Raw genomic sequence first — 21,405 nt, forward strand, 5'->3', positions numbered from 1 at the left:
TTATTTTCATGCCAGGGTTGGGTGTGAAAAACTCATGACTGTTTTTATATTTTAAATTTTATACATTTTGGTTATTATAATTTTGAATAAAATTTGCAGAAGTTAAGACATGATTAACGACATTTTGTCAGTTTTTTACTAATGAATCCTCTTCTCAAATTTTACCTCTATTGAAATAACTTACTGTTATCATATAATAGTAGATATTTTATTTTATCAAAGTTTGTGATACAATTTACAAGGGTTATATATTGATACAGAAAAGTTGTATAAATGGTCTCCCGGGGCTTTTTTTATTGATGGCTTATGAGAGCGCCTACATCTTTTCTGCAAATCTAACGGGAAAAGGTTGGTAAAAATGAGCAACAAAACTATTAAAACAGACGTCATCTTAATTGGCGCGGGTATTATGAGTGCAACTCTAGGTACACTTTTAAAAGAGCTAAAACCAGAATGGGAAGTAAAAGTATTTGAATCCCTTGATAAAGCTGGAGAAGAAAGCTCCAATGAATGGAATAATGCAGGTACAGGTCACGCTGCTTTATGTGAATTGAATTACACAGTTGAAAAACCAGATGGTTCTATAGATATTTCAAAAGCAATTAACATCAATGAACAGTTTCAAGTTTCAAGACAATTTTGGTCTTATCTTGTAAACAGTAATTTGATACATAATCCACAGGACTTTATCATGCCGTTACCTCATATGAGTATGGTGCAGGGTGAAGAAAACGTTAACTTTTTAAAGAAACGTTTTGAAGCAATGTCAAAAAATCCTTTATTTAAAGGGATGGAATTTTCAGATGACCATGAACAATTAAAAGAATGGTTCCCACTGATTATGCAAGAGCGTCCAGCTTCAGATGTAATTGCTGCAACTAAAATTGATAACGGTGGTACGGATGTTAACTTTGGTGCTTTAACTCGTATGCTGTTTGAACATTTAAATAAACAAAACGTTGAAATTAAATATAAACATCGAGTTGAGAAAATCAATCGACTAAGTAATGGAAATTGGGAAATTGGAGTTCACGATCTTGATGGTTGTCGTATGGACTATTATGAAGCAAAATTTGTCTTCCTAGGTGCTGGTGGCGGAAGTCTTGAATTACTTCAAAAAACAAAAATTCCTGAAAGTAAACATATCGGTGGTTTCCCAGTAAGTGGACTATTTATGGTATGTAATAATCAAGAAGTAGTAGAACAACACAATGCTAAAGTATATGGTAAAGCAAAAGTTGGTGCACCACCAATGTCAGTTCCGCATCTTGATACACGTTATATCGATAACAAAAAATCATTACTGTTTGGACCTTTTGCAGGATTCTCACCTAAGTTCTTAAAAACGGGTTCATATATGGATTTATTTGCATCTATTAAACCAAACAACTTAACAACGTTGTTGGCAGCTGGTGTAAAAGAAATGAGTTTAACAAAATACTTAATCCAACAAGTATTGTTAACGAAAGAACAACGTATGGAAGAGTTACGTGAATTTATTCCGAACGCAAAAGCAGAAGATTGGGATATTATTATCGCTGGACAACGTGTTCAAGTAATTAAAGATACAAAAGAAGGCGGTAAAGGTACTCTTCAATTTGGTACAGAAGTAATAACTGCAGAAGACGGTTCAATTGCAGCATTATTAGGCGCATCACCAGGTGCTTCAACTGCTGTTCATGTAATGTTGCAAGTTATTAAAAAATGCTTCCCAGAACAATGGAATGAATTTGAACCAAAAGTAAAAGAAATGATACCTTCATATGGCCTTAAATTAGTGGAAAACCCAGCTCTTCTCGAAGAAGTTCATGCTACAACTGCTGAAGCGCTTGGTCTAAATAAAAAAGAACCAGTATTAAACTAAGTTTTATAAATAGCAAAGAGGTGTCCAAAATTACTTGGACACCTCTTTTTATGTGGTGGTGATTGCAATAAAACGTCTATTTTAAAGATTCGAAGCTTATTTTTAGAATTTGGTTATTGATTAACTTCTTTTAAAAGTCTTTCGAATCGTTTAGGTAAATCTAAACCCAGACCTTCTAATTTCATTTTGGCATCCTCAATTAAAATACCAACTTTTTCTTTCGTTTCTTCGTCAAGATTTTCTAGTTTATCATGTTTTTCAAATTTAACACCAAGTTCTTCTAATTTCGTTTTGGCTTCTTCATGAGTTATTTTACCTTCTCGAACTTGCTTGAAAATTTCTTTTGCTTTTGTTTTTGTTTCCTCATCTAGACCTTCAAACAGTTTAGGCTGCTTTTTCTCAGGTAATTTTACACCTAATTCTGCTAGTTGTGTTTTAGCTTCTTCGTGAGATATTTTACCTTCTCGAAGTTGAGTGAAAATTTCTTTCGCCTTTTCTTTTGTTTCGTCATCTAATCCCTCAAAATGATGATGTTTCTTTTCATGTTTCACACCCAATTCAGCTAATTGAGATTTGGCTTCTTCCTTTGTTATAGAGCCTTCTTTTAGATTATTTAAAATCTCTTTTGCCTTTTCCTTTGTTTGATCATCTAAATTAGCAAATGGATGAGAATGTCTATGACCTACTGATACTCCAAGTTCATTCAATTGTTCTTTTAGTTGAAGAATAATTTCGCTAGCTTGTTCATGTTTCTCCACATCCAAACCAGTGTAATCATTAATTGTTAGTATAGTATTTTCCTTCGCATTAATTGTTAAAGGGAAGAACACTAACATTGAAAAGGAGAAAAGGCATTTTAATGTTAAGATGAAATATTTGTTCATGTTAAACCTCCTTGCAATATTAGAGGGAGTTCAAAATTTAACCCTCGTAAGTTATTCATTTTTATATTTCCCAATTTTAGATAGTTCAAAAGTGAATAAAATTACCAATTAATTAAGGAATAAAAATCGAGATAAAAAACAAAATAATAGCGTAATTTTAATAAAAATTGGAGGAGTAAAGATGACAAAACATAAATCAAATCCAGATGACCGTTCAGATAATGTAGAAAAATTACAAAGTATGATTCAAAATACAATAGAAAACAAACGAGAAGCAGAAATTTCTATGGAATTTTCAGGATCAAATCAACAAGAAAAAATTAAAGAGAAAAATAAACGACGAGAAGAAGCAATAGAAGGCATGAGAGAAGAAATAAAAGACGAGGCGCATGATCATTAATAAATAATTGTAATACCCCGATGAATGAATATCGGGGTATTTGCTTTAAGTATTCATTTTCTTATTATAATGTTGATTACTTGAGGTTGCTGATTTTCCTTCCATTTCTTTAAATTCCTTACGATATAAAATTTCTTGAGTTTTCGATAATCCATTATCATTCGTTGTTAATTGCTCGTGCGGCTTCTTTTCATTTTTCATTCAAAAATCGCTCCTTTCTTCATTATAGTTTTTCCCTTCGAACGTTAGATATTCTACATTTTATTAGTCAATTTTTACATAAAACATGGTATATCCCTAATACGATCATTAATAAATAAGAAAAATACCTTATTTGAGTTAATTTCATAATTCAGATCCCTTTGGGATCAAGGGTTTGAATGCAATAAAAAATAAGCACCTCCCTAAAATTGGTATAATGGTAAGTGACCAAACAAACCTAAACCAAGAAAGGTAGATGCCTTATGACTATTGTAAAACAAATTAGCCTATTTGACATCCAAGAATTAATGGAAATGGAAAGTTCCCATCGATTTGATGCGATTTTCTCTACATTCGATGTGCAGCCGATTTTTCATTTGTTTTCAAAAACAACATTACGTGGTGCACCCCGTGAACTCAATTACGGAGCAATGATTCAATCGATACTCGTTAGGTTTGTTGAGCGTATTCCAACCATGAAGGATTTAATAAAACGTTTGGTCAGTGATCCTTTATTTCGCTTTGATTGTGGTTTTCTCGTTTCTGATGTGGTCCCATCCGAAGCGTCATATTCACGTATGATCGATGTTATTAGTAATTCTGAAGTACTTAGTCAAATGCAAGATGTGCTAATCCAAACAGCTTTTACAGAAGGTTTTCTTTGTGATGAACACATCGCTATTGATGCCACCCACTTTGAAGCACGTGACTCAGCGAAGCCTACTGAAGAAAAAGAACCTATACAACCGAAAAAACGCGGACGTAAGTCTAAAGAAGAACGTGCTGCATGGTTAGCAGAACAAGCTGAAATCGAAGCTAATCAATCAACATATGAAAAGAAAATCGAACATCAATTAAATACACCCCTGGAAATACTTTGGAACGACGTTCCTATTGAACCAAACTGGGGCATTAAGAAAAATAGTGATGGTAAAAACACTTTCTGGTACGGATTCAAAGGTCATTTAGCGGTATCTACAAAGAGTCAATATATTGTTAGTCGCCTAATGACATCCGGTAATTTACATGATAGTAAAGCAGCGATTCCACTTTTGAAAAAGGTGGATAGCTTGATACCAAAACACTTTTCGACGTCATTATTCGATGCTGGCTATGATTATGAACCAATTTATCGTCAAGCTTATAACCAATCGATGCGTGTAGTCATACCTTACAACACCCGACGTGAGGGTGAGTATATAGGGTTTGACGATCATTTCAGACCTACTTGTGTCCGTGAATATAGCTACTGTTACGATAGTTTTGACGAGAAATATCAGACGTTGAAATTCACACGACCAAAAGAATGTGTAACTTGTCCGTTACGTGAAGATTCGCTCTGTCAAAAAGTTTATAAAGTCAAGTGTGAAACAGATATTCGCAAATACACTTATCCAGCACGTGGCTCAGAATTATGGAAAAAGCTTTATAAGGAACGCACAGCAGTCGAACGTGTAAATGCCTATTTAAAGCAATATTTTCAATTAACAAATGTTCGTCACCGAACAGGTCGAAAAGCAAAACTGCATTTCAATCTCGTGACGTTTATTTATAATGCTTGTAAGTTAGCAGTTGATCGTATCAATGCATCATTAGAAACACAAAATCAATCAGCATAGTTTAAAAAAAGTAAGTTTTCGAAACAGGAGTAGTCTAAGCTTTTGAAAAATACGAATTATGAAATTGATTCATTTATAAATTATTTTTCTTATTTTGTTCTAATTTTCTGTTCATTCGAATAAATAGATATGGGAATCTATTACCTTTCTAGTAAAAAATAATTTGGGGGAGATTAGATGGAATTAACAATTGAAAAACGAATTGGAATTAGTAGCTTATTAGACAAAGTGACGTCTGCTGAAAAAGCAGCTTCTATGATTCAAGACGGGAATGTTGTTGGTATGAGTGGATTTACTCGTGCAGGGGATGCTAAAGTAGTTCCTTTGGCATTGGCTGAAAGGGCAAAAAATGAAAAATTGAAAATCGATGTTTACACTGGAGCATCACTTGGTCCTGAAGTAGACCAAATTTTAGCAGAAGCAGGTGGTATTCGTAAACGTGGACCATACCAAGGGGATCCTGCTCTTCGCAATTTAATAAACAAGGGTGAAGTATTATATGTTGATGCTCATCTTTCACATAACGCTGAATTAGTACGTCAAGGAATTATTGGTCCTATAGACTTTGCCATTATTGAAGCAACAGCTATTACAAAAGATGGGTTATTGGTTCCTACTACGTCTGTTGGTAATTCGCCAATTTTCGCAACTTATGCAAAAAATATAATTATTGAGTTAAATTTAGCGCATTCAGAAACATTAATCGGTGTCCATGATATTTATATTCCTGAAAAACAAGGTGAACGTGAAGCGATTCCTTTATCGAAACCAACTGACCGTATTGGTGAAATCGGTATCAAAATTGATCCTGAAAAAGTGAAAGCAATTGTAATATCGAATGAGCAAGATGCACCATCATTAATCGTACCACCAGATGAGGAAACACAAACAATGGCAAATCATTTATTAGATTTCTTCCGTTCAGAAATTAAAGCAGGTCGCTTAACAAACAAACTTGCACCGATTCAATCAGGTGTTGGATCTGTTGCTAACGCTGTTTTAGAAGGCTTTAAAGATTCGGAGTTCGAAGATTTAATCGTATTTTCAGAGGTATTGCAAGATGCTGTATTCAATTTAATTGATGCTGGAAAAGTGTCCTTTGCATCATGTACTTCCATTACGATCTCTGAGGAGTTACAGAAGAAAGTGTATGGAAATATTGAAAATTATGCAGATAAAATTGTCATTCGCCCACAAGAAGTATCCAATCATCCTGAAGTCATTCGTCGTTTAGGTTTAATTGCTATAAATGCTGCTCTTGAAGTAGACATTTACGGAAATGTTAATTCAACACATGTTAGTGGTACAAAAATGATGAACGGTATTGGTGGTTCAGGTGACTTTACTCGTAACTCTCGTACAAGTATCTTTGTTACAAAATCCTATGCAAAAGGCGGCAAATTATCATCCATTGTGCCAATGGTAGCCCATCACGATCATACGGAGCACGATGTTCAAGTTATTGTAACAGAGCAGGGAGTAGCAGACTTACGTGGTCTTGCTCCAAAAGAACGTGTTCCTTTAATTATTGAAAATTGTGCACATCCAGATTTTAAACAGCAGCTTTGGGATTACTACAATGAAGCAGTTGCATTAACAGGTAACGCTCAAACTCCTCATAATTTAGAAAAAGCTCTTTCATGGCATGTGCAAGCAGCTAAAACTGGGTCGATGAAATTTTAAACTCAATAATCTCGTAAATTTTTAGGCATGAGCTCGTTTAGTGTTCATGCCTATTCCTTTTAAATCAAACTGAAAAACAAATAGTAAAATATAATTACTCTTATAATTTAAAATGAAGGGCAAAAAGATTGAAGTTATATTTAAAATAATAAAAAATTCCTTTAAACGTATTACTAAATGTCAAACAATCGTAAATAATTAGGGTGTTTTATTGGAATATTGCTAAACATTCTTTTTAAATACTTATTTTCATAGTATGATATGTTTACGGAAGGATAGCAAAGGTGAATAAATTTATGAAAATGAAACAAACATTAACTTTTCAATTAGGAACGATTATAGCTGGAATTTTAATCGTCATGCTAAGTATCACTTCAATCGCAACATACATAACTGCTTATGATAAACTATATGATGCTGCAGGGATTGAAGCTTATGGTTGTGCTAATATCACAACGGGTTTAGTTCAATCTGAAGATTTAGAAAAAGCCTTATCAGGTGATTTACAAGCAAGTAAAAAAATTGGTGAACAAATTAATTGGACTACAGAACATAAAAATATTTTTGAATCTCAATATATCCTTGACTTAAATGGAAATTTAGTAGCTTTAGATGATAATTTAAGAGAGAGAGGGTTCTCAGAAGGACAAGCCTTTCATGTGGATAAAGAAGCCATTTCGCATTTAGTTGAAAGCGGTCATTCAACATATTCTGAACCATATAATTTTGCTGGATTAGAGAGACTATCAGGCTATGCGCCAATTTATAAGGATCATGATACTTCAAAGGAAATTATCGCCATAAGTGTTATTGATTTTGATGCTAAAATTGTCTCAGATAGAACTTGGGGTGTAGTAAGTCAAGGCATTTTAATCAGTATTATCCCAATGTTATTTGCTGCAATTGCTACAGCATTTTTAATCCGTCGTAAAACAAAGCCTATTTCTTTACTGATCAACCAGGCAAAGCAAATTGCTGAAGGTAACTTGTTAGTTGAGCCAACGAAAGTGAAGAGTAAAGATGAGATTGGTGATTTAGCAAATACTTTAAATCAAATGACAGTTAACTTGAAAAACATGATTTCAACAATGCGCAAAACATCGCATCAATTAACTGCTAATGCAAATGAAACATCTAGCTCACTTTCTGAGATGAATAACGCTATTCAAACAGTTGCAAACAATATTGAAGAGGTATCTGCATCCATGACTGACGGTATGCATAATGCAGATTCGGCAACAAATGTTTTAACAACATTAGCAGGTGGCTTACAAAATATGAAGGTCATTGCAGATGAAACAGTAGAAAATTCGAACAAAACAAAAGAAATCGCTACTGAGGGTGAAGCTCGAGCAAACGCAATTAATGAAGACATGGAAATCATTCGTAATGGTTCCAAGGAGGTAAGTGAAACGATTCAACATCTTGTCGAATCTGCATCACAAATTCAAAGAATTACTGGCGCTATTTCTGGTATCGCTTCACAAACTAATCTTTTAGCATTAAATGCATCAATTGAAGCAGCTCGTGCAGGTGAACATGGTAAAGGATTTGCGGTTGTAGCTGAGGAAGTTCGAAAACTTGCAGAACAATCTAATCAAGAAGTAGCTCAAGTAGAAAATTTAGTGAAAGATATTATGGAACGAATTGGCAAAGTTTTAATTTCATCAACAGAAAATGAAAAGTATATAGAAAAAGGAACAGAGACTGTAAAACAGACAGCTGAAGCGTTGCACAATATATCTTCAGCAGTAACTAAAACGGTAGATGAGATTAAATCAATATCAAACTTATTATCTTCAGAAACGATAACATCTCAAAGTATTGTTGAAATGATACAAGAATTAACAGAATCGATTCATGAGATTGAAAATACGATGAAAAATATATCAGCTGCTGCTGAGGAATCTTCTGCAAGTATTCAAGATATAGCAGATCGTTCAAATGATTCTACGAAGCTTTCAAAAGAGCTTGAAAAATATGTAGATACTTTCAAACATTAAAATCATAGGGGACAACTCGAATTAAATTTAGAGTTGTCCTCTTTAATTATTGTAGAGGTATAAAAAAATTTAAGCTAGTTCATTTTCAGATAATATAGAAGTTACTATGTTTTTTGAATCCCATTCACCTCGTGATAATTTAATAATCGGATATTTTTTAGGGAATAGTTTTTGACATATTTCATATATGGTGTAGCCTTGTTGATACATTGTGACGACATCATGTTGTATAGACAGTAAATATTCACGTTTTCTCGTAAGTTTTTCACGCCCATCTGAGACATAGCCCGCATGCTGACAGAAAACTTCTTGAAAATCATAAGTTAAAACTTTCTCTAAGGATTGAATGATAGTAGGGATACTTTCCTCTGTTAAAATTACTTTTGTTCGTTCAATGACAAACAAATCACCAGTAAATAGTTGACCGGTATCTCGATTTAAAAAGGCTTTGTGATCGAATGCATGTCCGGGTGTATCAATTACATCCCAAGTGGCAGTTCTCGATTTAAATGTGTCTGGCATTGCTTCTGCCTGGAAAGGTTTTCTGTTACCCCAAAAAACTTTTCTGTACAATGGATAATTGGCTCTTTTAGTACAATAATCTATCGAATGATTATTAAGAAAAATAGGTACCTTTTTTGTTTTTTCAATATAAGCTGCATTACCTGTATGATCTTCATGGTGATGGGTAATCATCACTTGATCGAAATCCGCTTCATCAATGAAAGCTTTAAAATATTTATGTAAAGAATAGGCACCTGTATCTATTAAAATTCCGTCAATTAAATAGCTATAAACGTTTAGTGAAAAATTATGCCATCCAACTTCGCCATTTATATAAGAAACACCATTTTTCTCACCTGTTACCGCTTTTTTCTTAAAAAACACATTATCATCTCCTTTGTACATAAATATAAACTATAAATGAATGGCTATTCAATCGGGAAATAAATTAAATTTAGAGCATACAAAAAAAGCATGCAGTTTATTATTTCGCATGCTTTAAAGAATTGTTTAAGTTAAGTGTTGAAATTACGGTAAGTTTAAATAATTCTTTAAATCCTCTGTAAAATCATTATTTAATTTTCTGTACATTCCCTTTGATGTGGTAATAAGAAATCCATCCTCTAGCGACCACAATTGGTAGGTAGTACTTTCTAAAATAAATTCATAGTCTGCAGTTTGAGACATTTCAAAGGTTTTTGTTTCCCATCTTAACATATTTACAAATGATTTTACTTTTACGGTGTTTTCTGAGGGGATTGTTAATAATATAGTGTCATTTTGTTGTGGTTCATTATTATCAATAATCTTTAAATCCCAAATATCTGAAAGTGTTATGTTTCCAGAGGTAGATGTAGTTTTGGAATAGGTTTCTACAAGGTATCCAACCTTTACGTTTGGTATCTCGTCTTGTGGATACCAGGCTCCGTCATTATATTTATGAAGAATATCATTTGTACTTAGAGTATCGATATCTTCAATCGTAGCATTTGGTACAACTAAAATCATATTATCTTCCATTGCGATGACGCGTCCAAGTCGATTTTCTCCTGTATATATTTGTTTATTATTTAAAGGGAGTGTATGCTTCTTTTTAAACACAATGATCTCATTTGCATATGTTTCATGGAAATATGGAATAGCGTGTTTCTCCGCTAATGATCTTGCAATCGTGTTATCAATTTTCGGGTACATTTGCATAAAATGTTGTTTTAATTTTTCAAGAGCAACTTGATATGGAGAATTCTTTAATACATATTCGTCGTATTCTTCCCATGAAATATTATTAGTTGTGAACATCTCTTGCCAAGATTTTTTAGCTTCTTCAGTTGAATATAATTGCTTCGTTTTTTGATAGGAATTTTGAATTTCTTCATCTGTCATTTCATACCCTAAGGATATTGCATAAGTATAAAATGCTAATTTTTTCTCATAATCTTCATAGGATATTTCGTTTATTTGTTCTTCACTCGTGTAGAAATCAAACGAACCATTCAATTTCTTAGCCGTTTCAAACACTTGATCATTAAGAATGGCAGTAGTAGTTTGGTCTAGTTCTTTTTGTTGATTGATTAATATTGTCGTAGCTAGGAAAAATAATGCTATCATAGCAACTACACTAATCCCCGCTAGAACATTTCTTCTAAAATCTTTATTTCTATTTTGCTGTTGATGCAGTTGATTACGCAACCGTGCTTTACTATCACTCAAATCACCAGCTACTTCGATTAGGCCTTGTTTAATTTCATTCATTAGCTAACACCTCCCATGCTTCATCCTGTAATACTGGCTTTAATTTCTCCCGAGCTCTTCGTAATCTCGTTTTGACAGTGTTTTGAGGTAATCCGATTGTTTCTGCAATTTCATGAATGCTCAAATCTTGAAAGTAGAATAAAATAATAGGCTCTCGATATTCAAGCGGTAAATTTAATACTGCTTCACCAATGAGAGTACGCTCATTTTGCACTAATAACTTATCCTTCTTTTTAGTTGCTGTTATATGGGACCATTTTTCTTTAAACTGTATTTTTTTATATGCCCAACTTTTTAAATAATCTTTACTTTTATTAATCGTCATTCTCGAAAGGTAGGCCCTAATGGTTCCACGCTCTTCGTAATCTGTTTCCAAAAACTTAATGAGTACCTCTTGTACAATATCCTCTGAGCTAAAACGATCCTTCGTATAAAAGTAGGCAAGCTGTAAAAGGTGTTCTGCATGTTGTTCTACAATTAAATCTATATCTCTATTTATCTTCGTCACCCCCTAAGTACCCTATAAACGATTGCCAAACTATGTAAGTTTCAAATAATAAAAAATTCCTTTTCAATTCCACGATTGACCAAATCCTTATTTTTACATTCCATAAAATGAAAATATGATTTGTTATGAAAGGAGGGGAACAATGAACAAATTTGAAAAGGGTGTCGCAACAGTCTTTTTATTGCTATTTGCTCAATGTTTATTATTATTTTTCCATACCCAATTCAATATTGAAGATTTTTCACATTATGTACTAGAGTATTGGCCAAATTATATTTTTAATCTATTTTTATTGTACATCCTCTTTCTCTTCTTTCTTGTAGTTTTAAACCGAAAACCCCTTGCATGGTTTTTATTTTTTAGTACAATTGTACTTTTTTCGATTGCAAATTATTTTAAAATAAGCTACCGAAGCGAACCATTACTACCAAGTGATTTTTCCTTGATCTTTCAGTTAAATCAAATTCTTCAAATGATGAATATAAATCATATGTTAATAAGTATTCTATTGATTGGCTTAATTCTTTTTATTTTCATCATCCTAATGAAAATGAAGAGTGAAAAAATTTTCTCTAATAAGCAAAGATTCCTATTGTCGCTATTATTAGCTTTCTTTATTGTCAGTGTTTTTTATAGTAAGCATCCAAATAGTCCTTATCAAGTCGTTGCAAATTTCTTTGGGAATCATGATAACTATTGGGATTTAACTGAGGATTATAGTCAAAATGGTCAAATAGCAGGCTTTATAAAAAATCTCGATATCATAGTTATGGAGGAAATTCCAGAAAATTACTCAATCGATGCCGTTAATGAAATTGTAGAGAAATATAAACAAAAAGCGAAAGAAATGAATGTCGGAAATACACCCTTAGAAAATCAAACGGTTATTATTATTTTATCTGAAAGTTTCATGGATCCTTCGAGAATTCCTGATTTAGAGTTATCTGGTGATCCAATTCCTTATATACGAAAATTAAAGGAAGAGACAACATCTGGATTGATGGTAGGTTCCAATTACGGTGGGGGGACTGCTAATGTAGAATATGAAGTATTAACAAGCTTTAGTGTAAATTACTTTGATGCTTCATTAAGTATTCCTTATACATTGTTAGTACCAAATTTAAAAGAGGTACCTAATATCACAAATTTGTTTGAACATAAAATAGCCATACACTCCTATAATGCAAGTCTTTATAGAAGAAGAGAAGTATTTGAAAAATTAGGATTTGATGTTTTTATCTATGAGAACGGAAAGTACGATTTAACATATAAAAATACTAAAGATGATGGTTCTTATATTAGCGACGAATCTGCCTATCAAGAAGTACTAGATTTATTAAAGGAAACGACAGGAAATACATTTATTTTACTAACGACAATGCAAAACCATGGTCCATATACAAAAGAACAGTATATAAATCTGTTTGAAGTGATCAATGATATAGATGAAGAAGAAAAAGTAAAAATTGAAACTTATGTGCAAGGGTTACATTACACCGATATGGCAACTGAGAATTTTATCAAGGAAATAGATGAGGTAAACCGACCAATTACAGTTGCTTTTTTTGGAGATCATATACCTTCGGATGTTTTTGATAGTTTTGAACAAGAACATGAGGAAGCTTTAGCTTTCTTTGAAACAGATTATTTTGTATATAGTAATTTTGAAACAGAAAAACTAGATTATCCACTCATTAGCCCATATACATTAGGTTCCTTATTAATTGAACAATTAAAAATGGAAAACACACCTTATTATGCCTTAGTAAGTGATCTGAAGAAATCAGTTCCTGTTATTCGATGGGGAGAATACTATAAAAACCTTGAAGAAATTCATATATATGAGGAACTACCAGAAGATCTAAAAGAAACAATAGATGATTATAAACTAATTCAATACGATATAAATGTAGGAGAACAATATTCAGTGGATCTTGGTTTCTTTGAGTTCATAGATGAATAACGCAATGTAACCCTCGAAATGACGCGAGGGTTATATTTTTAAATTACATGTCCTAATTAAATTTGTTAAAATATACAAAAGGAAGGAAATCATATAATTAAAGTAAATGTTTATTAATTGTTGTTTAACTACCTGATCTTTTGAGATGTAAAAAAACATTTCAAAAGACAAAAAAGGGAAGAGGCTTGGGTCATGATTCAATTTCAAAATGAAGATTTTACAGTCTTTGAAAGTCAACTATATAAAACTACTTCCGTCGTAGTGAAAACAAATGATTGTGTTATTGTGGTTGATCCTAATTTATTACCACAGGAAGTACAAGAAATTCGTCAACACGTGAACAGAATTAGAGGAAGCTTACCATTATATATCATCATCACTCATTCAGATTGGGATCACGTCGTTGGATGTGGTGCATTTTTAGATGCTACAGTTATTGGAAACCATTTATTAAATAAAGTAGATAAGCATCAAATACTTGAACAAATAAAAGACTTTGATGATAAATATTATCTTGATCGCTTTTATCCAGTTACATTTCCACAAGTAGATATTCCCATCATGCGAGAAAGGCATGTTGCAAAAATCGGTCGTACAACGATTACTTTTTATCAAGCGCCTGGTCATACGAAAGATGGAGTTTTTATAGTGATTGAGCCTATAGGTCTGTTTATTGCAGGAGACTATTTATCTGATATTGAGTTTCCATTTATTTACGAAAACAGTTATCATTATGAATTAACCTTACAAAAAGTCGATAACATACTAAGCAATCATCCGATCGAATATCTTGTACCTGGTCATGGCAATATTTCCACGTCTAAAGAAGATATTCTAAAAAGAAAAGACGAGGCTTTAAAATATATACAAGAATTAAGATATTGTATTAAAAGTAATAGTGATAGCTCTTATTTGATTAATCACTATAAATACTGGCGCGAATTTACTTATAGTCATGAAGAAAATATTTTATTAATTAAAAAGGAACTGAAGTAAAATTACTTTGAAAGCTGGTTAAGTATGAATAAGAAAATAGAGAAAAAATTATTTAATTTATTTACTGGGGAAATAACGGCAACTATATTATTTGCTATTGTTTATGTTCTTTATATAGAGGCGATGGAATGGTCACCTCAATATTTACTGCCAAACTCAAGTATTTACTCATTTATTTTATTGGAATTTATTTTACTTCAAGGGAGTATTTATTGGTTTTTAAAGTGGAAACAAGTTAAAAGAAAAGATTTTACTAATTTAAAAGAAGGTTATTTATTACTATATAAAGGGCTACGAATTATTAATCTTATTTTAATTGCTGTAGGTATAGTGGTATGTATGTTACTTTTTATAAACGGTGCGGTAAATCGTTATTTGTATCTAGGTATATTCGCATTTGCAATTATTGAGCATATTAATTATTACCACATACGTTTATCATATATGTCCTATCAAGAAATAAAAGAGTTTATAAGACAAAAGGGATTTCGTTGCTCTAAATTAGCAAAGGAATTGAAGGACTTAAAAAATTAAAGAATTGCATTAAAACACCTCCGTGGAAATTCGATTTGGAGGTGTTTTAGTTTGGCATAAGTGCTAAAACAGTAGAGTTAGGGGGTTGTCTCACTAAAATTTACATCAACTAAATCTTCTGTCTCATTATTAAATTTAAGTTGAACAAATAAACCAAATTCCCGATTATTTTCTTTTAAGATTAATTTGAATTTTTCGGTAGATGTAGAATTACCAACATCTCTACCAATATGAAGATAATCCGTAATTTGGGCATTCGGATATTTTTCTTTTGTTTTTTCCATGGCCATTTTTCCCCATTTTGCATAGCTTGGAATGGTATTTTCTTGAACAATCGTTGAGCTTACCTTATTAAAGGATGTAAATGCAGAAATCATACTAAATGCAAAGCATACTGCTAATAATATAAGAAGCTTCTTCATATAAACAGCCTCGTTTCATTTCTTTTAGTTACATTATGTTACTTCATCCACCATGCTATGTATAAAAAAAGAAAATGGCTGCAAAGATGCAACCATTTTTTTCATTTTAATCTATTTTAAATTTGCCTACGACTAAAGATAATTCTAAGCTTAAATGATTTAATTGCTCTGAAGCTTCTGCAACAGATTGAATTGCGTTTAGTTGTTCATCGCTTGAAGCACTTACTTCTTCACAGGCAGCAGCAGTAGATTGCGCTGTCATTGACATATCTTTAATTGTTTCTACAACCCGATCTTTATATTTCACGATTCCGTCCATTTCACTTGATAATATATTGAAATTTTCTTCCATATTTACAATCAGGGCTGAGATATTTCCAAATAGCGATCCAGTTTCTTTAACAACAGTCCCTTGAGTGTGGAATGTGCTTTGCATTTCTTTCATTTGAGTAACAACTTGTATGGATTCATCTTGTAATAGGTGAATTGTTGTTTTTACTTTTTCAGTAGCAGCTGCAGATTGTTCTGCTAATTTACGAACTTCTTCTGCTACTACTGCAAAGCCTTTTCCATGTTCACCAGCACGAGCTGCTTCAATACTAGCATTTAAAGCTAGTAAATTTGTTTGAGAAGATATTTGAGAAATTGTATCCATAACTGAACCAATGTCAGTAACTTTTTGATTTAATGTTTCAACAGCTTTTGCCATTAACTTTAAGTCATTTTGTGAATGACCAAAAGAACTAAATAGCTCTGTCATTTTATTTCTTCCGACATCATTTAAATTATTAGCTTCCATAGTGATGTCATGTAATGCATTTGTTTGATTTGTTATTTCATTAATTTTTTCTCCAAGCTTAGCAGAAGCTTCAGTAACAGCATCAGCATTTTCTGAAGAAGTTGTTGCACCAATAGCAATTTGATTTACTGCCTTAGAAACTTCAATACTTGATGCACTTGTTTCTTCTGACATGGAACTAAGATGATGTGACCGTTCTTCTACATGATTAGATGAATCTGTTACAACTCGAATAATATTTTTCATATTACTAACCATTTGATTAAAATGTTCTGCAAGTGTTCCTATTTCATCTTTTGATTTCACATTGATGTGGACTGATAAATCACCCTCTGAAACTTGTCCCATTAATGCTCCTAAAGTATTTAAAGGTTTTAATGTTTTTGAAATAAAGAAGTAAAGAACTATAAATGTAATAAAAACAATAATCATAGCAATAATAATGATGATTATTTGGATGTTTTTTGCCATCCCCTGTAGATTTTCTGTTTGATAAACTGCTGCAATGGACCAATCTAATTCTGGTACTTTTGTATAAACAATTACAGATTCTTTATCATCTACTACTTCATAAAGATGATCTAATTCATTTTTTGTAGATAGAAGGGTAGAAATGTATGGGTTATCGATTAAGTTTTCCCCAAAATTTGTAGGGTGTACTACAGCAGTTCCCGTAGAATCAATAATTATCGGATATCCTTCATAGCCTAAATCAACAGTAGAAACCATATTTGTTAAACCGGATAAAAGTAAATCTACACCTATCACACCGATAATACGATCTCCATTTTTAACAGCTTTAGAGCCTGTAATTGCAAATTCACCTGTAGCAGCATCCACATAAGGACTAGACCAAATAACTCCATTCGGATTTTTGATTGAATCTATATACCATGGGCGCGTCTTTATATCAAGTTCATTTATTCCATCAAAATGGGGCTCAATAATTGTATATTCCCCAGTACTGAAATAGATTGAGGATGCTTCTTCAAAAGTTGACATGAAGTTTGTTAGCTCTTGCCTATATTTTTGATCGGCTTCATCATTATATGTATTAGAATCATTTGCAAAATCTAATGTATTTTGTGATGTAGACATAAGATTTATACTATTCTCGTAGCCAGTTAAGAAGTTCGTAATAGAATTCGATAATTCATTGACTAACATTTTACTTTGATTAATTACACTTTCTTCAGTCTTTGATGCAATGGTCATTGAGCTTATGAATGATAGAGAACCTAACCCTAGTATGATAATAATAAGAATGATTGAAATAATTCTCCATCGAATTGAGAGTTTCAAAAATGCCACCTCCATAATATTTCAAATAATATTAACATAGCTTCATAAAATTCAAAATAGTTTTTATTATATAAAAGTAATAGATTTAAGATGTTAAAGTATTATATTTATTTACCTTTTATTTAAAATTGGGGAATTAATGATTTTTTAAAATAACAAATATTTCTTGTTAGGATAAAAGTTTTCTAAAAAATAGGTAAAAATTGAGGTAAGAATTGTATTTAATTCGTAAATTTGATACATTATATTAGAAATATGGAATCTATGATGTGATCAAGTAAATAAGAATTGTGAAACAGAAAATATAGTAGTTGCTGAGAGCTATATCACCGCTTCTTATTGAAACCTACCACGGAGATGCAAGTATGTCTTGCCGAGTACGTTCTCGTTACAAACGTTTAGAGGGTTAAAAAATTTTATTTTAACTGAACTAAGGTGGTACCACGTCAATTATGCGCTAAGACGTCCTTAATAGGATGTTTTCTGCGCTTTTTTTAGTCCTATAGGATTGTGGGGCATCATTCTTTTACTTTAAAGGGTAAAAGTGAACCCGAAAGACTTAGGAGTATCGCCACATAATGCAATATGATGTTGATCATTTGGTTGTTATCATGAAACAATGTTTTCAGCAATAAGTGGCGTACTTTGTCTATGTTCATTAATAAGGAGGAAAACAAATGTCACAACAAACAAACGATTTTTCAAAATGGTACATTGACACAATTCAAAAAGCAGATTTAATGGATTATACACCAGTACGCGGATGTATCGCCTTTAAACCCGATGGTTATGAACTTTGGGAACACATCCAAGGTGAAATGGATCGTCGTTTTAAAGAAACAGGTCACCGTAACGCATATTTCCCAATGTTAATTCCAGAGTCGTTTTTCCAAAAAGAAAAAGACCATATTGAAGGATTTTCGCCTGAGCTTCCATGGGTAACAGAAGCAGCAGGGGAGCAATTAGAAGAACGTCTTGCTTTACGTCCAACTTCTGAAACAATGATTGGTCATTTATATTCTGATTGGATAAAAAGCTATCGCGACCTTCCATTGTTAATTAACCAATGGGCAAACGTATTCCGTTGGGAAAAGAAAACTCTTCCATTCATCCGTACTTCGGAATTTTTATGGCAAGAAGGACACACTGCACACGTTGATGAAGAAGATGCACGTAAAGAAACAATGCAAATGCTTAATATTTACAAAGAGGTAGTCGAAGGATTCTTAGCAATTCCGGTATATGATGGTCAAAAAACACCATCTGAACGTTTTGCTGGTGCTGTTGACACTTATTCTATCGAAGCAATGATGAAGGATGGGAAAGCTGTTCAAGCTGGTACGTCTCACTACTTAGGTACGAAATTTGCTGAAGCTTTTGATATTAAATATTTGAATAAAGAAAATAAACATGTTCATGTTCATACAACATCTTGGGGAACATCCACTCGATTAATCGGTTCAGTTATAATGGTTCATGGTGACGAGCAAGGACTTATCCTACCACCAAAAATTGCACCAACTCAAGTTGTATTAATTCCGGTTGGACCATGGAAAAAGAACCCTGCAATTATAGAAAAATTGGACGAAATTTTCGCTAGCTTAAAGGCAAAAGGTATTCGTGTGAGACTTGATGATTCTGATCAATCACCAGGATTTAAGTTCAATGAATGGGAACTAAAAGGGGTACCAGTTCGAATTGAATTAGGACCACGTGATTTAGAAAACAATCAAGTATTACTAAAAGCTCGCGATGAAGATGAAAAAATGACAGTACAATTAGGTTCAGTTGTTGAAGCGATTGAAAAAGAATTAGAAACAATGCAAAAACGACTATATGATAAAGCAAAAGCTTTTCGTGATGCAAATTCACATACTCATATTGATTCATTAGAACAATTACACCAACATTTAGCTGATTCAGAGAAAAACGATACAGTTCCAGGTTGGATTTTAGCTGGCTGGTGTGGTGACGATGCATGTGAAACTAATGTAAAAGAAGAAACGAAGTTCACGACGCGTAACATTCCATTTAATCCACCAACTAAAAAGCACACTTGTATCAACTGTGGAAAAGAAGCAAAACATACTGTTTGGTTTGGTAGAGCATATTAATATAATTATTATATTGAGTAAAAAACTGGGTATTAGAATGTTGAATATTCATTTTTACGTAATTAAAAAAACGCTATTGAATGATAGCGTTTTTTTTTGCCTAAAATAATCATTGATTCTGTTATTTAAATGAAAGTATTATTGATTCTACCAATTTACCTATTTTTATTGATATTTGTAAAATATTTATATATTTTCTATTGATTTTTTTAGTCAATTATTTTACATTTTAATTAATTCAAAAAATTCTTTATAAAAATATGAAATGATTATTTTATTTTGATATAAGGAATTCTTTGAATATTTTTTTAGAGAAACTGTAAACGGTTTCTAATTACATTGGGGGAATGTATGTGAAAAAATCGATTTTATTTTCATCTTTAGTTTTAGCTGCATTTTTAGTAGGTTGTAATGATTCTGCTGCACCAGCTCAAAACGGAACGGATTCAACTGGAAATGAAGGAGACACTTCTTCTGAAACGTCAACGGACAGTCTTGAATCTAACATCGTCACAATAGGAACGGGAGGAGCATCCGGTCCATATAACATTCTTGGTACAACTCTAGCAGATATTTACACTTCTGATTTTGGAGTAAACTCAAGAACACAAACTACTGGTGCTTCGGTTGAAAATATTAACTTAATGGAACAAGGCAAAATTGAAATGTCATTTGTAATGAGTGATGCTTTATCCCAAGCTTTAGCTGGTGAGGTTAGCTTCAAAGAACCAATACAAAACGTTTCACAAGTTGCTACATTATATCCTAACGTAGTGCAAATTATTGCGAAAAAAGATTCTGGAATTAACACAATTGAAGACTTAGTTGGAAAACGAGTGGCAGTTGGTGACCAAAATTCAGGTGTAGAAGTAAATGCACGTACATTACTAGCTGGTCATGGAATTTCTTATGATGATATACAAGTTGATTACCTTGGTTATGCAGAAGCAGCAGATGGATTAAACGCAGGAACAATTGATGCTGCCTTCTTAACAAGTGGTCTTCCAAATGCAAGTGTTTTAGAACTTTCTGAAACTCTAGGTATCACTTTAGTTTCCATTGATCCTGCTAACATAGACGATATTGCAAAAGAACATCCGTACTTTGTGTCATATGAAGTACCTGCAGGAACTTACGGAAATGAAGAACCAATTCAAACTGCAGCTGTGCCTAATGCACTTGTAGTACGTTCTGATATGAGTGAAAATGATGTATACCTTTTAACAAAAAAATTCTTTGAGAGTCTAGATAAATTAGTAAATTCTCATCAAGCAGCAAATGAAATTCCTGCATTAGATGCACAAGAAGGTTTTATAGCTCCAGTACACCCAGGAGCTCAACGCTATTTTGATGAACAACAGTAATAAAAGAAGATGGTTTTGGAGTATAAGCGCTCTTATACTCCTTGCCATTTTTTTTGTAAGAATTCCCGTTTTTGAGTTTGAATTTAAAGATCGTTCATATTTCTTATTAGGAGATTCATTTCAACTTAAATGGATTCATTCAGTTGAAAAGGAAGAATGGATTGAAACTTATGAACGAACTGGAGAAGAATTGCTGTTATCTGAAACATATTTCAAAACCTTTGGTGCGGGTGTACCAAGTAATGGCGAAAACACCGAATTGGTTAATGGTTTTGTGAAAATGGATATTAACCTTCAATACCCTGAGCTTAATTTAACTGTATCTGAAAATGTGAAAACGACGATTATTACCGATGATCGTGAAATACCTTTGTATACTTTTGCAAGTGATTATGACGTCGTACATATCACAAACGAATTTATCAACATTTGGCAATTATTATCAGCACAGTGGTGAAATGTCAACCAGAAAAAACATTAAAATTGGAAATTC

The 21,405-nt window shown here is 32.5% G+C and carries 18 protein-coding genes and 1 other annotated feature; of the genes, 11 read left to right on the forward strand and 7 right to left on the reverse strand.

Annotation, left to right across the window (positions count from 1 at the left end; all coding sequences use genetic code 11):
- The first annotated feature begins 349 nt into the window (after positions 1-349).
- A complete protein-coding gene (locus tag CD30_RS16285; RefSeq protein ID WP_268871102.1) occupies positions 350-1,864 on the forward strand; it encodes a malate:quinone oxidoreductase in 1,515 nt (504 codons plus the stop codon).
- Positions 1,865-1,977: 113 nt separating this feature from the next.
- Here the strand turns inward: CD30_RS16285 and CD30_RS16290 are convergent, their stop codons facing one another.
- Positions 1,978-2,748 carry a hypothetical protein gene (locus CD30_RS16290; RefSeq protein ID WP_052126281.1) on the reverse strand — a complete coding sequence of 257 codons (771 nt, stop codon included), beginning with the start codon at positions 2,746-2,748 and terminating at the stop codon, positions 1,978-1,980.
- A 181-nt stretch (positions 2,749-2,929) separates the two neighbouring features.
- On the opposite strand from CD30_RS16290, the gene tlp reads away from it, so the two are divergent.
- Positions 2,930-3,148: a small acid-soluble spore protein Tlp gene (gene tlp, locus CD30_RS16295; protein ID WP_036179220.1), complete on the forward strand. Its 219-nt coding sequence runs from the start codon at positions 2,930-2,932 to the stop codon at positions 3,146-3,148.
- Between the two features lie 45 nt (positions 3,149-3,193).
- Here tlp and CD30_RS20200 read toward each other — a convergent pair whose 3' ends face one another.
- Positions 3,194-3,349 (reverse strand): hypothetical protein, encoded by a 156-nt coding sequence (locus tag CD30_RS20200; protein ID WP_156962314.1) that lies wholly within the window; start codon positions 3,347-3,349, stop codon positions 3,194-3,196.
- Positions 3,350-3,612: 263 nt separating this feature from the next.
- Between CD30_RS20200 and CD30_RS16300 the strand changes: the two genes are divergently transcribed.
- The 3 genes from CD30_RS16300 to CD30_RS16310 all read left to right on the forward strand — a co-directional run bounded on the left by CD30_RS16300 (position 3,613) and on the right by CD30_RS16310 (position 8,654).
- Positions 3,613-4,968: an IS1182 family transposase gene (locus CD30_RS16300; protein ID WP_036179223.1), complete on the forward strand. Its 1,356-nt coding sequence runs from the start codon at positions 3,613-3,615 to the stop codon at positions 4,966-4,968.
- Positions 4,969-5,145: 177 nt separating this feature from the next.
- Positions 5,146-6,651 carry an acetyl-CoA hydrolase/transferase family protein gene (locus CD30_RS16305; RefSeq protein ID WP_036179227.1) on the forward strand — a complete coding sequence of 502 codons (1,506 nt, stop codon included), beginning with the start codon at positions 5,146-5,148 and terminating at the stop codon, positions 6,649-6,651.
- Positions 6,652-6,947: 296 nt separating this feature from the next.
- Entirely contained in the window at positions 6,948-8,654 is a 1,707-nt protein-coding gene (locus tag CD30_RS16310; protein WP_036179230.1) for a methyl-accepting chemotaxis protein, read from the forward strand.
- 69 nt (positions 8,655-8,723) lie between these two features.
- Here CD30_RS16310 and CD30_RS16315 read toward each other — a convergent pair whose 3' ends face one another.
- The 3 genes from CD30_RS16315 to CD30_RS16325 form a co-directional block, all read right to left on the reverse strand.
- Positions 8,724-9,542: an MBL fold metallo-hydrolase gene (locus CD30_RS16315; protein WP_036179233.1), complete on the reverse strand. Its 819-nt coding sequence runs from the start codon at positions 9,540-9,542 to the stop codon at positions 8,724-8,726.
- A gap of 144 nt (positions 9,543-9,686) precedes the next feature.
- Positions 9,687-10,910: a DUF3221 domain-containing protein gene (locus CD30_RS16320; protein WP_036179236.1), complete on the reverse strand. Its 1,224-nt coding sequence runs from the start codon at positions 10,908-10,910 to the stop codon at positions 9,687-9,689.
- Complete coding sequence (locus CD30_RS16325) at positions 10,903-11,418, reverse strand: sigma-70 family RNA polymerase sigma factor (protein ID WP_235802078.1); 516 nt, start codon at positions 11,416-11,418, stop codon at positions 10,903-10,905. The genes CD30_RS16320 and CD30_RS16325 overlap by 8 nt, the downstream gene beginning before the upstream one ends.
- A gap of 142 nt (positions 11,419-11,560) precedes the next feature.
- Between CD30_RS16325 and CD30_RS16330 the strand changes: the two genes are divergently transcribed.
- The 3 genes from CD30_RS16330 to CD30_RS16340 all read left to right on the forward strand — a co-directional run bounded on the left by CD30_RS16330 (position 11,561) and on the right by CD30_RS16340 (position 14,911).
- A complete protein-coding gene (locus tag CD30_RS16330; protein ID WP_036179239.1) occupies positions 11,561-13,381 on the forward strand; it encodes an LTA synthase family protein in 1,821 nt (606 codons plus the stop codon).
- Positions 13,382-13,573: 192 nt separating this feature from the next.
- Positions 13,574-14,377, forward strand: a complete 804-nt coding sequence (locus CD30_RS16335) for an MBL fold metallo-hydrolase (protein WP_036179242.1) — start codon at positions 13,574-13,576, stop codon at positions 14,375-14,377.
- A gap of 24 nt (positions 14,378-14,401) precedes the next feature.
- The gene (locus tag CD30_RS16340; RefSeq protein WP_036179245.1) at positions 14,402-14,911 is read left to right on the forward strand and encodes a hypothetical protein; all 510 of its coding nucleotides are present in this window, start codon (positions 14,402-14,404) and stop codon (positions 14,909-14,911) included.
- Between the two features lie 77 nt (positions 14,912-14,988).
- On the opposite strand, the gene CD30_RS16345 is transcribed toward CD30_RS16340, so the two are convergent.
- Both CD30_RS16345 and CD30_RS16350 read right to left on the reverse strand, forming a co-directional pair.
- Entirely contained in the window at positions 14,989-15,333 is a 345-nt protein-coding gene (locus tag CD30_RS16345; RefSeq protein ID WP_036179249.1) for a DUF3889 domain-containing protein, read from the reverse strand.
- A 106-nt stretch (positions 15,334-15,439) separates the two neighbouring features.
- Complete coding sequence (locus CD30_RS16350; protein ID WP_036179252.1) at positions 15,440-17,434, reverse strand: methyl-accepting chemotaxis protein; 1,995 nt, start codon at positions 17,432-17,434, stop codon at positions 15,440-15,442.
- Positions 17,435-17,689: 255 nt separating this feature from the next.
- Positions 17,690-17,907 (forward strand) — a binding site (T-box leader).
- A gap of 204 nt (positions 17,908-18,111) precedes the next feature.
- On the opposite strand from CD30_RS16350, the gene proS reads away from it, so the two are divergent.
- From proS to CD30_RS16365, 3 genes are all read left to right on the forward strand, one after another.
- Positions 18,112-19,548: a proline--tRNA ligase gene (proS, locus tag CD30_RS16355; protein ID WP_036179255.1), complete on the forward strand. Its 1,437-nt coding sequence runs from the start codon at positions 18,112-18,114 to the stop codon at positions 19,546-19,548.
- 353 nt (positions 19,549-19,901) lie between these two features.
- Positions 19,902-20,912, forward strand: coding sequence for a TAXI family TRAP transporter solute-binding subunit (locus CD30_RS16360; RefSeq protein WP_408056809.1), 1,011 nt, complete (start codon positions 19,902-19,904; stop codon positions 20,910-20,912).
- A complete protein-coding gene (locus CD30_RS16365; protein WP_084078012.1) occupies positions 20,899-21,369 on the forward strand; it encodes a DUF1850 domain-containing protein in 471 nt (156 codons plus the stop codon). The genes CD30_RS16360 and CD30_RS16365 overlap by 14 nt, the downstream gene beginning before the upstream one ends.
- Positions 21,370-21,405 lie beyond the last annotated feature (36 nt).

The sequence above is a fragment of the Ureibacillus massiliensis 4400831 = CIP 108448 = CCUG 49529 genome (genome assembly GCF_000772965.1).
GTDB classification, from domain to species: Bacteria; Bacillota; Bacilli; order Bacillales_A; family Planococcaceae; genus Ureibacillus; species Ureibacillus massiliensis.